Annotated in this window: 9 protein-coding genes; 5 read left to right on the forward strand and 4 right to left on the reverse strand. The window is 39.2% G+C overall.

Translation table 11 applies throughout. The features are described from left to right. Positions 1–36: 36 nt before the first annotated feature. The 3 genes from O0V13_RS05330 to O0V13_RS05340 all read right to left on the reverse strand — a co-directional run bounded on the left by O0V13_RS05330 (position 37) and on the right by O0V13_RS05340 (position 4,485). Positions 37–405: a MoaF-related domain-containing protein gene (locus O0V13_RS05330; RefSeq protein WP_268033961.1), complete on the reverse strand. Its 369-nt coding sequence runs from the start codon at positions 403–405 to the stop codon at positions 37–39. A gap of 1 nt (position 406) precedes the next feature. Further along, entirely contained in the window at positions 407–3,337 is a 2,931-nt protein-coding gene (locus O0V13_RS05335; protein WP_268033962.1) for a PVC-type heme-binding CxxCH protein, read from the reverse strand. 170 nt (positions 3,338–3,507) lie between these two features. Next, the gene (locus O0V13_RS05340) at positions 3,508–4,485 is read right to left on the reverse strand and encodes a BT4734/BF3469 family protein (protein ID WP_268033963.1); all 978 of its coding nucleotides are present in this window, start codon (positions 4,483–4,485) and stop codon (positions 3,508–3,510) included. Between the two features lie 287 nt (positions 4,486–4,772). Here O0V13_RS05340 and O0V13_RS05345 point away from each other — a divergent pair, with 287 nt between their 5' ends. The 3 genes from O0V13_RS05345 (at position 4,773) to O0V13_RS05355 (ending at position 8,800) form a co-directional block, all read left to right on the forward strand. Then, positions 4,773–6,239, forward strand: a complete 1,467-nt coding sequence (locus O0V13_RS05345; protein WP_268033964.1) for an SLC13 family permease — start codon at positions 4,773–4,775, stop codon at positions 6,237–6,239. 461 nt (positions 6,240–6,700) lie between these two features. After that, a complete protein-coding gene (locus O0V13_RS05350) occupies positions 6,701–8,119 on the forward strand; it encodes a sensor histidine kinase (RefSeq protein ID WP_268033965.1) in 1,419 nt (472 codons plus the stop codon). Positions 8,120–8,122: 3 nt separating this feature from the next. Continuing rightward, on the forward strand, positions 8,123–8,800 hold the full coding sequence (locus tag O0V13_RS05355) for a LytR/AlgR family response regulator transcription factor (protein WP_268033966.1): 678 nt from the start codon (positions 8,123–8,125) through the stop codon (positions 8,798–8,800). 14 nt (positions 8,801–8,814) lie between these two features. Here the strand turns inward: O0V13_RS05355 and O0V13_RS05360 are convergent, their stop codons facing one another. Then, positions 8,815–9,684 carry an AraC family transcriptional regulator gene (locus tag O0V13_RS05360; RefSeq protein ID WP_268033967.1) on the reverse strand — a complete coding sequence of 290 codons (870 nt, stop codon included), beginning with the start codon at positions 9,682–9,684 and terminating at the stop codon, positions 8,815–8,817. A 136-nt stretch (positions 9,685–9,820) separates the two neighbouring features. Between O0V13_RS05360 and O0V13_RS05365 the strand changes: the two genes are divergently transcribed. Both O0V13_RS05365 and O0V13_RS05370 read left to right on the forward strand, forming a co-directional pair. Next, on the forward strand, positions 9,821–13,309 hold the full coding sequence (locus tag O0V13_RS05365) for a PVC-type heme-binding CxxCH protein (protein WP_268033968.1): 3,489 nt from the start codon (positions 9,821–9,823) through the stop codon (positions 13,307–13,309). Between the two features lies 1 nt (position 13,310). After that, complete coding sequence (locus tag O0V13_RS05370; RefSeq protein ID WP_268033969.1) at positions 13,311–14,171, forward strand: sugar phosphate isomerase/epimerase family protein; 861 nt, start codon at positions 13,311–13,313, stop codon at positions 14,169–14,171. Positions 14,172–14,173 lie beyond the last annotated feature (2 nt).

Raw genomic sequence — 14,173 nt, forward strand, 5'->3', positions numbered from 1 at the left:
GTAACTACAATGTATTTCGCAAAGCCTATTTCTAATTTATTCAACCCAACGTATTTCCCCAACCCCAATACTTACCTCACGATCTCGTAGAAGGTGATTGTAAACAGTTCCATTTTCAAAATCTAAAATCTGGCTCACTCCGATACCATTGGCTTCACCCCAGGTGATAAAAAGCTTCTGACTATCAACCCATTCAGCCTTGTACGTTTCTGATTCTTTAGCACCTGCTTCATCCCCCGCAACAGCCTCCCAATGCATTTCTGAATCCGAGTCAAAAGTAACATGATAGATGCTTTCACCATATTGATATTCCAGCGTTCTCCCAATATAAGTCACAGATTCAGAATCAGAACATGCTCCAAAAATGAATGCCATCAACGTCAAAAGCAGTGTAGAGTATTTCATATCACAGGTTTCCATTATGTAAAAATTCCAATAAATCTGCCATTTCTTGGGCAGTCATGCTATTTTCCAGTCCCTCCATCATTAGGGAGGTACCCAAAGAACGAAAGGATTTCACTTCCGATTTGGGAATGGTGACAGATTCTCCTCCCATTTTTTTGATAGTGATTTCATCGTCCGTTTCATGTGCGATAATTCCCATATGTATCGTGCCATCATTGGTTTCCAATCGATGATTGATGTATTGTGGATCAGCAGCGGCATTCGGATCCAAAATATCATGCATCAACGTTTCTTTGCTCTTTCTACCTATTTCGGTTAATGCCGGCCCCACCTCATTTCCAATCGTCCCATACTGATGGCAGGTAGCACAAATCCGTTCAAAGACTACTTTTCCAGTTTTCAGAATTCCAGTCATTTCCAAAGCCGGTTTCATCTGATCAATGGCTTCCTGACGATTACTCACCCCAGAATCCGTAAAAAGTAATTCAGCTCTCCGTTTGGTCTCTTCATTATCCGTCCACCAGAGCAATTCTCTTCTCCTCTCCAAGTCAAAATTCATCTCTCCGATATTGATAGTGCCATCTTCCAATCCTGTCAACAAGGCATCGTGGTGGATGGCATTGTACAGCAACAAATCACTGGCATTACGACGAGTTTGGGGACTCAACTCATTCCAGGTTTCAACCAGTTTATAGCCAATTTCAGGCTCTTTCAGAACTGCAAGTTGCTCCAGAGATTTGTCCTGGATTTTCAAAGGTTGTGATTGTCCCAATCCTTCAAACAAAACTTCTGATTTTTCGGAATAGGGGAGCAATTTGATCAATTCCAATTGTTCCAATCGAATTGAATCAGCCAGGGTTTCATCCATAACCGTAGCCAAAGCATTTCTGCTGTACTCCAAAAATTCCTTGGAAGGAGGTAAATTCAATTGATTTCTGGTTACAGCCAATTCTGAAATAATTCCCGGATTTCCTCCCTTTTCCAAAGCTTGAATGGAAGCCAACAAAACAGGAAAGGAGTCTCTCAGTTGGGAATTCAGCTGATGAATTAGATTTTGCTTTTTACTGGCAGATAAAGAGGAATTGGCCAAAGAAGAAAAAACCTGTCCTACTTCCCGCTGATTTCCGGCTGAATGGGAAATAGAGGCTAAAAATTCAAATGAATAGGTATTTACATCATCAGATTCCAATAGATCAGCTAATAAACTTGCCGAGGCATCATGAGTGGCCAATGTCAATCCAGAAATGAGCCAAGAATCTTGAGCTTTTATCCCTACATTTTGAATTTGATTCAAAATTCTATCCTGATGCTCTTCAAAAACTGAAGGAGAAAGGATTGAAAGTGCCAATGAAGCCTGTAAAGCGACTCTTTGATTGGGATCAGCTACTAATTCCACAATCCTTTGAATCAATTCTTTATCAACATCCAATCTTGTTTCAGCGATTTTTAAGCCTGTTTCCCGGATGGCTGGAGATGAATTTTCCATAGCTTTCAGTAATTCAGAGTTCTGAATTTCACCCGAATTATCTAAAATCCACAAAGCATGGATATGGGCCATTTCATTGGATGAATTGAGCAATTCCCTCAATGAGGAGATAACAGAATCATTCAGCTCACTTTGTAACAAAATCCGTTGGGAGGTCATCCTAACCCATTGGTTGGGACTGGACAAACTTTCAATCAATCCCTCAGCACTTTGAAACTGTTTAATATCAAAATTCTCTTTACTTCCTTCTTTCTGGATTTGATAGATTCTTCCTTGATCTTTCCCCGCTTCCAAGTCCAAAGTCTTCTCTATTTCGTCTGGTATCCACTCCGGATGTTCTATGACTTTTCGATACATATCTACTACATATAGAGCTCCATTGGGTCCCACGGCCATATTTACAGGTCTAAAGGAACGGTCTGTGCTCGCCAAGAATTCTCGTTTCTCTGCATCACGAGAAGCCTGAAAGGAGGCACCATTTGCAGAAATATGATCCACATGAATCAAATTCAACACCACATCTGCCACCCAAACAGTATGATCAAAACCGGCACCTAAAGCTCTTCCTCCATAATGAGTAATGCCGCAAGAACCAGAGAAGAAACCTGACTGCTCCGGATGATTCACCCGGGATTCTTGCTCTCCGATCGGATAGATTCGCGACAAACCATTCTCATCATGATCTGAAACATTATCCAATAATATATTCTGATATAATTGCTTGCCTTGAACATAGCGATCTGGAATTACCAGATGGGAAATATGAATCAAATTATGGGTTTCAAATACCCGACCGAGCTCATCCACACCCAAACCAAATCCACCTGATGACTCTCCTAATCGCTCCAGCGTATTCGTTTCCAGATTAAATCGAAAATCCTGACCTCGCAAATCCATTTTGGTAGTGGAATCATTCCACCAATAAGGAGCACCGTCATTTCCACCATTGGCTGCATAGACCCAATTATCCAGGCCCAAAGTCAAACCATTGTAATTATGCTGGAGATTTCCGGTGGAAAAACCTCCCATCAAAGTATCTACCTGATCCGGGATATAGTTTTGATCATCATCTCTGACAAACAACAAATAGGGGGGAGCGGCAACCAAAACACCTTTTTTATAGGGTAAAAAAGAACTGGCCAACTGAAGATTTTCTACAAATATCTGAGACTCATCGTAAATTCCATCTCCATCCAAATCCTTAAGTACCTTGATCTTACTTTGTTGATCCTCAAAAGGATATCCGGGCATCTCTAAGACCAGCGTATTTCCCAATTCATCAAATTCCAAATCCACCGGATCCTGAATCAAAGGCTCAGCAGCCACTCGGGTCAGTTCAAATCCCGGTTCTATTTGGAAACCTTCAGGAATCTCAATAGGCTGAGAACAGGAAAAAAAGAAAACAATTGAAATAAGAAGAATTGGGGGAAGGATTCGACTCGGCATAGGAAAAGATAAGCATTCTTTACCTTATAAGTACCTGAAAATAGGAGAGATGGGCTAGTAGTGAATAGGGGAAAAAGCCAAAAGACCTAAAAGCAATTCCCAACTGATTTAATATCGAAAATTTTATAAAAATCGATTTAGTGCCCATCTAAATTCTTTTTCTCATTATTTCACATGTAACCTTTTTTACTCGCTAAGTATCTTATGGTATTGAATGAAATTTTATTTCTAGAAGTTTTATAACAATTTCTTAGAAATATGTCACAATTTATAGGGTTAAATTTATCCTTATCTAATTCACTAAATGATCTAAATATTTTTAAACCTTCATCCACATCAAATGTATTAGCAATTGCCATTGCCACTCTATACCAATCGTTATAATTATTGGTTATCGATGTATTCTTTCTTTTCAAGAATCTAAGTATAGAACCTATCTCTTGCCTATAAAGTAAATTATTTTTGCTTTTATCATTTTCAAATTTAAAATTCTGATTAGTTTGAGAAGCGAAGCCATCTTCATGTTTTGAAAGTGAATTATTGATATAATCTGCATGAAGATCCTCTTCAATCATAAAATTGTATAATTTTTTTTTAATAACTAAATTAGAATCATACGAGAGAAAACAAAGACGTGGAATGTCATTGCCGCTTGCATCAAGTTCAATATCATAGGTATCTGAAAAATAACTTCTCAAACATGAAAAAGAATATTTATGGATTTCCGGTAAATCAAATTTTGCAATATCAAAGTTATAGTTAATAGGAACCAATCCTTTAAACCCATGACCGGAAGGAGATTTCCAAAATGAAAAAACATATTCATCAGTATTTAGATAATCATAAACTTCAACAATTGAATCCTTTTTTAAATTATCTATATCAATAACAATTAAACTATTATACTTATCAATATTTTCAATTTTTCTTCTTTGGGAGAATGATGCAGTAAAGGTTACAGCATTTAATTTCAATTTTTCAGCTTTGTATTTCTCTGGATCACTTTTCAATAATTTTCTTAAATTTAATGTGATCTGTTTATAATGATCAGATTTAATACTTGAGAGAATTTCTTCAATCGTTCTATTAGTTAAATCTTTCGACCATATATTACGTTGTAAAGAAACAGTCTTTTTTAAAAAATCCATTTGTTATCGATTTTACTATTTTCATTTCCCAATGCAGTTTCCCACGTATACCCTGAAAATTATTTTAAGTTAATAAATCTTGTCCATTTTTCTAATTAAGATCCAAGTGGCATTTCTGAGGCTAGCTTTTTTGGAATGAAAGGTTCCCAATCAGGTATTCCAATTATAAATCTGATTGAAATGTTACATAATTTATATTATGTTAACTAGAATATTTCAGACATTCCCTTTTCCGAGATTATTTATAAATTCAGCAAATTTTAAAACCACCACTCTTAAAGCGCTGAATGAAAATTAATCTTTCAACTCTTGGCCTATTTGCCGGGCCTCTAGCATTCCTAGCAATTCTTTTTTTGGTAGAGTCTCCAGATTTGAATCCTCAAGCTCAATCCATGTTGGCACTGGCTGTCTGGATGGCCATCTGGTGGATTACCGAAGCTTTGCCTATTGCTGCTACAGCATTTTTGCCATTAGTTTTGATGCCAACAATGGGAATTCTCAAGATTGGAAGTGTTTCTGCCAACTATATGCATCCGACAGTAATGCTTTATATGGGAGGTTTTCTGATGGCTACAGGGATTGAAAAATGGAATTTGCATCGTAGAATCGCCCTATCGATCATTAATTTGATTGGAACCAATCTGAGAACTATAGTATTAGGTTTTATCTTTGCCACAGGATTTCTTTCCATGTGGATCTCCAATTCAGCTACTTCTTTGATGATGTTACCGATAGGTTTGGCTGTTGTCAAGCAATTCCAAAGCCAATTTGGTGCTGAAAATGAAGCGCTTGGAGACAAACTGGGCAAAAATATTATGCTAGGAATTGCCTATAGTGCTTCTATTGGTGGTTTGGCAACTTTGATCGGAACTCCAACTAATACGATTTTAGCCGCGGTGGTTTCAGATTTATACGATTACCAGATTGGTTTTAATGAATGGATGCTATTTGGCTTTCCTTTGTCCGTGATTCTGATTTTTATCTGTTGGTATTACCTGGTGAATTTCGCCAATCCTCTCCCCCGTCGATTCAACCTGGAAAATGCCAAATCCATCGTTTCTGATCGTTTAAAGGAATTGGGTAAAATGACCTACGAGGAAAAAAACGTATTGATTGTCTTCTCATTGGTTTGTTTGGCCTGGATCACCAGAAGCTTTTTTCTTTCGATCTATATACCTGGAATTGATGACACGATCATCGTATTGACGGGTGTTGTGATCCTCTTTATGCTTCCTGATTCTAAAAAGAAAGGTCGAATATTGGACTGGAAAACTGCTGAAAAGATTCCTTGGGGAGTTTTGATCCTTTTTGGTGGCGGTTTGGCCTTGGCAGAAGGATTTAAGGAAACCGGCTTAGCCGAGTGGATCGGTCAGCGCTTTACTTTAATAGAAGGTGTTGGATTCTTCATTTTGCTTTTAGTCATCATTGCCTCGGTAAATTTCTTAACTGAAGTCACTTCCAATGTGGCAACGGCTTCCATGTTATTGCCTATTTTGGCTTCTGTGGCTATCAAACTGGATTTGCATCCCTTTGGATTGATGGTTGGAGCAACATTGGCAGCAAGTTGTGCCTTTATGCTACCCGTTGCCACCCCTCCCAATGCGATTGTCTTTGGTTCGGGATTCCTGCAGATGAAAGACATGGTACGTGCCGGCTTTTGGCTCAATATCCTGTCCATTATCCTGGTAACCCTGATGGTTTACTTCCTATTACCTGTTTTATGGGGAATCGATTTGGAGATGTATCCTTTTTAGGTTTTAGGGGTTTTAAATCTTACTTTGGTTCAAGTCTCCTGACTTGGACCTATCATTATTCAGTCTCCTGACTGCTTTTCTTTGCAAAAAGTCCAAAAACTAAATCAATTTTCAGCAATATCAGCAGTTAAAAACTGTAATGTATTCCAGCACAAGTCAGGAGACTTGCGCTACCTGGGGAAATTGCGGTCCTTTGGGCTTAAGTCAAAACCATTTACTACTTTCAAATTTATCCATGGACCAAAGTCTAATAACTATGGACTATAAATTTCCATCCCACCTATCCCCTATTTCATCCCACCTAATTGAGTAAGGAGTCGGTATGCTGTATTCTTGTTTCATGAAAACAAAAAGCAGCGAAACACCTAACCATCTAAAGGATTCCAACCGTGGATACTTATTTTTGATGCTTCTGGCGCTGTTGTATCAATTATTCACGCTAGTTTCTTTCAGCTAATCTCATGAAAAACAAAAGTTTAGACTTTCGACAGATTGAATGGTGGGTGATCACCCTTGCCTTCCTTTGCATCTTTTTATTCAATTTATTTGGTTATAGACCCGGGTTATATGAAAACTCCAATATTGTAATTTTCAAATTTATTTCCCGATTGGTAGTACCCGTAGCTTTATTTGTTGCTTTCCACTTGATTCACATGGTATTGATTCCAAAATATGAAAGCAACCAAAAACCTCTTCCAATCATTCTTTATACCATATTAATTGGACTTGTCAGCCTATTTATTTCCATCCTTTTCGGATACAATTCCGGTCTAATTAATTCCCCTTTTCCGACATTTTATGTAGGGGCCATTGTACTTTATGGTTCCTATTTAATAACTGCTTATATCCTAGAACAAGCTCTTACTCCTCCCAAAATCAGGGATTTCCAAGTCTATAATATCACCCGTCTATTTACAATTTACTTGTTTACCATCCTGTTTTTGTTTCAAATGATTCCAATAACCAATCCAGGTCCTTTGGTGATATTGGGAATGGTAGTCCCGGGAATTCTGATTTTGGGCATTTATCAGTACTATTTGGTTTACAAAAACAAATTGGAAGGTAAAATCAAAAAGTCCCGCTGGTTTAACTGGGGACTGGTGACCATCATTCTTTTTGTCTTTTTTGTTTTTTCAGCTGAAGACAACAATGAGTTGATTTTTCTAGCCGGAATCGGTGTAGTTGCATTCCTACTGCTGATTGTGTATCCATTGATGTATATGATCTTCAAAAAATACGATTCATTTGTGGGTCAAATATCGACCTTGACCACCCAAGTCAATCAGGGAAATGCCAGCATGGACTTTTTGCGTTCTCAGATCAATCCGCATTTCTTGTTCAATGCCTTAAACACTCTTTATGCGAGTTCTTTGATGGAAAATGCAGAAAAGACATCTGATGGAATTCAGAAGCTTGGAGATATGATGCGCTTTATGTTGCATGAAAATCAAATGCCTCAAATCCCGGTTAGCCGTGAAATCACTTATCTAAAAAACTACCTGGACCTGCAGATGCTTCGTTTTGGAGCTCAGAAAAATCTGGACGTAGATATTCAGATCAATGAAAACCAATGTTCAGGGAACATAGCTCCCATGCTGATTATTCCTTTTGTAGAAAATGCCTTCAAACATGGAATCAGTTCCAAGGAGAAATCCTGGATCAAAATCAATTTGAGATGCATTGCCGGATCTCTTCATTTGGATGTAGTGAATAGCGTTCACCCAGAAAAATCTAAATCTGAACAGGACCGTGAAGAATCAGGAATAGGCTTAGAAAATGTCAAAAAACGACTAGAATTGACCTATCCTGATAAACACGAACTCAGTATTGTTTCCAATGACTCTGATTTCTTTGTACATTTTTCCATCCAACTACATTAATTTATGCTGACGGCAATAGCCATCGACGACGAGTCCTTTGCTTTGGAGGTGATCAAATCGCACGCCTCCAAAGTTCCTTTTATAGAAGTAAAAGAATACTTTACCAATGCAGTTGAGGGATTGGAATATCTGAAAGCCAGTCCCGTTCAATTAGTTTTTCTGGATATCAATATGCCTGATATCTCGGGTATTGATTTGGCAGAATTACTTCCTGCGGAAACCCAGGTAATTTTCACCACAGCTTATTCTGATTTTGCGGTGAAAGGATTTGAACTGGATGCCTTGGATTACTTGCTAAAGCCTTTTTCCTTTTCCAGATTTCTCAAGTCTTGTCAAAAAGCACAGGAATGGCTTTCTCTTCAACCCGGCAATGAGCCTTCTCATATTTTTGTGAAAACCAATGAGGGAAGCGTTCGGGTAGATTTTCAGGATCTCTTGTATTGTGAGTCCCAAGCAAATTATGTGAATTTCCAGTTGGCAGATCAAAAAGTAATCAGCAGAATGACTTTGGCCCAGGTGGAACAGGAGCTGCCCTCCTATTTTATCCGGACTCATCGATCCTTTTTGGCAAATGCCCAATTGGTCAATCGCATTGAAAGACATCAATTGCATCTGAAAGGTCATACTGTTCCGGTGAGCTCGACCTATTTGGACGGGATTCAGGAAAAATTCAAAGCCTAACTCCTTATATAGGTTTAGTAGCGGGTGGTAAATTCCTTTCTATATTCTATAGGAGTCTTACCGCTTCGCTCTTTAAATTGCTTATTAAAGTTAGAAAGAGTGAAAAATCCGCATTCGTAGCAGATTTGACTGATATTCATGGATTCGTCCTGCAGCAATTTATAAGCGTGATTGATCCTGATTTGGCTTAGAAAATCTGAAAAGGACTGATTGGCTCTACTTTTAAAATAGCGGCTAAAAGCACTTTCTGAGAGATTACAGATATCAGCGACTTCTTTTAAGGAGATTTTATCCCTGAAATTGTGCATTACAAAATCGAAAACCATCCCCATCCGATCTTTTTCTGATTCCTTATGGGTGTTGATATAGGTAGCCTCTGTGATCAGTTTACAATCTTCTGAAACGGCTATTTTTTGCAAAATCTTCAATAAGTGGATGATACTTTCAATCCCCTCAATTTCCAAAAGCTCCTTCATCAGGCTAGTAACCTCCAAATTGGTTTTGCCGGTAATCTGAATTCCTCGGGAAGACCTATGAAGCAATGAGGAGATAAAACTGAACTCTTCAAGCTTAAATACCGAGTTGTTTAAAAACGTATCAGGAAAATAAATGACGATCCCATGGGTTTCCAAGCCTGAATTGGAATCAAAATATTCAAGGTCATTTCTCCAGAGATGAGGCAAGTTGGGACCGGTCATGACCATGTCTCCTTCCTCGAAAGACTGCATATTGTCGCCGATGAATCGGGTACCCTTCCCTTTCAAAGCCACAAAGAGCTGAAACTCAGAATGAAAATGCCACTTATTATCAAAGTATGGAGCAATTAACTCCCTGATTATAAACGCTTTATTTGCTGGAATTCTTGACTTTTGAACAGGTTTCATTCCTGATTATTGATAAGATTTGCTTACAATGTAAAAATAAATATCAAAAAACAGTCAGAATTTAAAAGTATACAGTTGGATTTCCTCTTCTAAAATTAGGAATATAGTAGCCTAAAAAAATTCATAAACCCAAAGGATGAGTAATTACAACAAATCGGGTTTTAGAGGTTTCATTGTCTTAGCCTTCTTGACCCTGCTATTCGCCTGCAAAAAAGAGCAGAGCTTCCTTTCCATGACCGAGCCACGTAGAGTGGAGATTTTGGTTTTAGGACACGAGAGTGAACATCACAATTCTGAGAAATTGATGATGTATTTAGAAACTCCTCTTTTTCAAAAAGGGATCAACCTAACTTACACAACCGATCCCAATGACCTCAATCCAGGTACCCTTGCCAACTATGACGGATTGATGATTTATGCCAACCACGACCAAATTTCCCCAGATCAAGAATCTGCTCTGAAGGACTATGTTCAAGGTGGTAAAGCTTTAATTCCTGTTCACAGCGCCTCTTTTTGCTTCCAAAATTCTGATTGGTACATATCAGCCGTCGGAGGGCAATTTAGCACACATGGTGTGGGAGATTTTACTGTGGATATAATAGATGCTGAGCATCCTATCATGGATGGAATTGAGGAATTTGAAACTTGGGATGAGACTTATGTCCATTCCAAAGTAAATCCTGACATGCATGTATTAATGGAGCGAGTGGAAGGTGACCATCGTGAGCCTTACACTTGGACCCGTGATGAAGGAAAAGGACGTGTATTTTATACTGCCTATGGGCACAATGAAAAAACATGGGAAAAAGAAGAATTCCAGCAGCTTGTAGCAAATGGTATTCTATGGGCTGTAGGTGATAAAGTCAATGAGCTATTGACTGCTTACAATATCCCTACTCCTACTTTCGAAGATGCGGAGATTCCTAACTACGAAAAAAGAGATCCAGCTCCACGATTCCAGCATCCACTTTCTCCAGAAGAGAGCATGAAATTGGTTCAGGTGCCTGTTGGCTTTGAATTGGAGCTTTTTGCTTCTGAACCAATGATCATCAACCCAATTGCGATGACTTGGGATGAAAGAGGTAGATTGTTTGTGATCGAGACCACTGATTATCCAAATGAAATCAGAAAAGAAGGAGGCGATGACAAAATCAAAATTTTGGAAGATACCGACGGGGATGGCAAAGCTGATAAAGTGACCATTTTCGCAGAAGGATTGAATATCCCTACTTCTATTATGGCAGTTAACGGGGGTGTTTTGATCTCTATGGCTCCGGATTTTGTATTCTTGAAAGATACTGATGGAGATGACAAAGCAGATGTAAAAGAAGTAGTAATGACTGGCTGGGGTAAATCAGATACTCATGCAGGTCCATCTAACTTGAAATACGGATTTGATAATAAAGTTTGGGGAGTTTTAGGTTACTCTGGCTTCAATGGTGAAGTAAGCGGCCAAAGACATTCTTTTGGACAAGGTGTTTATAGATTTGAGCCATCTGGCGAAAACTTGGAATACCTAGGAAATACCTCCAACAACACATGGGGATTGGGTTTCACCGAAGATTTCGAAACTTTTATCTCTACTGCCAACGGACAACACTCAGTGTATTACTCCATGGCCAATAAGTATATCAAGAGACCTATTTACCAAGGATCTGCTAATACAGTTCATGGTATCGATACCCACTATGATATGCCTCATTTGACTCCATTCTTGAGACAGGTTGACTGGCATGGATCTTATACTGCTGCTGCTGGACACAATTTCTACACTGCTAGAAGTTTCCCTGAATCTTATTGGAACAAAATTGCTTTCGTAGCTGAGCCAACTGGACGTGTGCTTCACAATGCCCAAATCAATGCAAATGGCTCTGGATATACCGAAAAGAACAAATTCAATATTCTAGCGAGTTCAGACGAGTGGTTCTCTCCTGTTCACGCAGAAGTAGGTCCTGATGGAGCACTTTGGGTAGCTGATTGGTATAACTTTATTATCCAGCACAACCCAACTCCTAGAGGCTGGGAAAATGGAGAAGGTAATGCCTATATCAACCCGATGCGTGACCGTCAACATGGTAGAATCTATCGCGTAGTTTATAAAGGTGGTACACCATCCAAAACTTTCGACCTGAAAGATGCTTCCAACTCAGAGCTTATTGAGGCACTGAAGAGCGAAAATATGTTCTGGAGATTGACTGCTCAGCGTTTGATCGTAGAAAACAAAAACACTGAAGTCCTTTCTGATTTGTATAAAATCATTTCTGATCAGTCCACTGACGAAATCGGAATCAATGGTCCTGCAATCAATGCTCTTTGGGCTTTGCATGGTCTAGGCCAATTGGATGGAAGTAATAGAGAAGCAGATATGATTGTGGAGAAAGCTTTGAAGCATCCATCAGCTGGAGTTAGAAAGAATGCGTTGAGAGTCCTTCCTCCTACTCAAGAAACTTTGAAAGCTATTTTGGGTTCGGGAATCCTAGAGGATAAAGATCTTCATACTAGAAAATATGCATTCTTGACACTTTCAGAAATGCCTTTCTCCGAAGAAGCCTCCAAGCAATTGGTAAAAGCTGCTGCAAATGCTGAAAACGCCGACGATTCTTATTTGCCACAAGCCATTTTCTCAGCTGTTTTAGCTCATCCAACAGAGTTTGTTGACTTGGATCCTGCATTTGACAAAGAGGAAGAATTGACTTTGACTGAGAAAATTGCAAGAGGTTTGGTTAGTGAGCAATATCCTTTGGATCAGCGTAACTCCATCCTTTTCCCTCCAGATGCGAGAGGAAAAGAAATCTCTATCCGAATGATGATTTCCAAGGCGAATGATCCTTTGGAAGGAGTTTTGGTAGCTCAAGGAAATAATACGAATGGCTATAGCTTATACGTCATGGATGACAGATTGTATTTCGCAGTAGCTCAGAATGAAAAGCAAACCATCATCAGCTCTCCAAAAGGACTTCCTGAAGAATTGTTTACTATCGATGCAACTTTGGTAGAAGATGGATCTATGACGCTTAAAATAGATGGAGCTGAAGTAGCAAAAGGAAAAACTGCCGGATTGTTTACAGAAGAATTGACACCTAGCCGAGTAAGAGCTGGTACCAATGACAGTCGATATGTGGTTGGTAAATACGAAGGAACTTGGTGGTTCAACGGTAGATTAAGTAACAAATCTACTCTGGGCTTGAAAAAACCTGGTTCTGGAATGGCTTCTGGCTCAGAAGATACCTCAGCATCCAATGCCAATGGTACTTCTATGGTGAAAATCGCTGTTGTTCCTCATGAGATGAAATTCAACAAGTCTACTTTCACTGTGAAAGCAGGCTCTCAAGTAACAATCGATGTAGAAAACCCTGATTTCATGCAGCACAACCTGGTAATAGGTAAAAAAGGCACCATGGAAATCATCGGTAAAGCTGCTGATGAATTGGCAAGAGATCCAAAAGGAGCTGAACAAAATTATGTTCCAAATATCCCTGAAGTGATTGCGGCAACTGCGCTGGTTGATCCTGAAGGAGTAGAAACCATCGTCTTCACTGCACCTACAGAGCCAGGAGAATATCCATTTGTATGTACAGTCCCTGGACACTGGAGAATTATGTTTGGAACAATGATCGTAGAGTAAAATGGCATTAGACGTAAAATTTGGAGTCAGTACTTGGTTATGGACCTCCCCTTTTAACTCAGAAACCATAGCTCTATTTCCTAAGATCAAAGAATACGGATATGATGCAGTGGAAATCCCTGTAGAAGATCCTGACTTAATAAACATACCTGTTGTAGCAGATGCTTTAGCAAGTAATGGGTTAGCGCCCATTATTTGCGGGGCATTTGGACCTACACGTGATTTGACCAATGAGGATCCTAAGTTTCATCAGACCTGTTTTGATTACCTAGATCGATGCTTTGATATCGCAGCCCAATTAGGTGCCGGTTTTGTAGCTGGCCCAATGTATTCAGCTGTGGGAAAAGCAAGATTGGTTTCTCCTGAGCAGAAGAAAGTCGAATGGAATTTGGCAGTTACCAACTTGAGAAAAGTTTGTGAAAGAGCCAGAGTTCAGGGATTGGATATAGCAATCGAAACTTTAAATCGATTTGAAACCGACCTAATCAATACAGCTGGAGAACTCAAGCAATTGATCACAGATATCAATGAGCCAGAAGCCAAAGCTCTTTTGGATGGATTTCATATGAATATCGAGGAGCCAAGCATCGAAGAAGCTATCAAAACTGTTGGTGACAAATTGATCCATGTTCAGGTTTCCGAAAACTACAGAGGAACTCCTGGAACTGGGCAGACTAACTGGGCAGCTTGGAAAAGAGGCTTGGAAGCTGTCAATTACAAAGGAACGATCTCCATCGAAAGCTTTACTCCGGAAGTGAAAGAACTTGCTGGAGCAGTTTGTATCTGGAAACCATTGGTTCCAAGTCAAGATGGTTTTGCCAAAGAAGGATATGAATTTCTAAAATCCTGGGCAGCAGAATAAGA

This window comes from Algoriphagus sp. PAP.12 (genome assembly GCF_026652115.1).
In the GTDB taxonomy this organism is placed as follows: Bacteria; Bacteroidota; Bacteroidia; order Cytophagales; family Cyclobacteriaceae; genus Algoriphagus.

Excerpts from the sequence above, each read along its gene's own strand:
- O0V13_RS05330 (WP_268033961.1), bottom strand. The coding sequence starts at position 405 with ATGAAATACTCTACACTGCTTTTGACGTTGATGGCATTCATTTTTGGA.
- O0V13_RS05335 (WP_268033962.1), bottom strand. The coding sequence starts at position 3,337 with ATGCCGAGTCGAATCCTTCCCCCAATTCTTCTTATTTCAATTGTTTTC.
- O0V13_RS05340 (WP_268033963.1), bottom strand. The coding sequence starts at position 4,485 with ATGGATTTTTTAAAAAAGACTGTTTCTTTACAACGTAATATATGGTCG.
- O0V13_RS05345 (WP_268033964.1), top strand. The coding sequence starts at position 4,773 with ATGAAAATTAATCTTTCAACTCTTGGCCTATTTGCCGGGCCTCTAGCA.
- O0V13_RS05350 (WP_268033965.1), top strand. The coding sequence starts at position 6,701 with ATGAAAAACAAAAGTTTAGACTTTCGACAGATTGAATGGTGGGTGATC.
- O0V13_RS05355 (WP_268033966.1), top strand. The coding sequence starts at position 8,123 with ATGCTGACGGCAATAGCCATCGACGACGAGTCCTTTGCTTTGGAGGTG.
- O0V13_RS05360 (WP_268033967.1), bottom strand. The coding sequence starts at position 9,684 with ATGAAACCTGTTCAAAAGTCAAGAATTCCAGCAAATAAAGCGTTTATA.
- O0V13_RS05365 (WP_268033968.1), top strand. The coding sequence starts at position 9,821 with ATGAGTAATTACAACAAATCGGGTTTTAGAGGTTTCATTGTCTTAGCC.
- O0V13_RS05370 (WP_268033969.1), top strand. The coding sequence starts at position 13,311 with ATGGCATTAGACGTAAAATTTGGAGTCAGTACTTGGTTATGGACCTCC.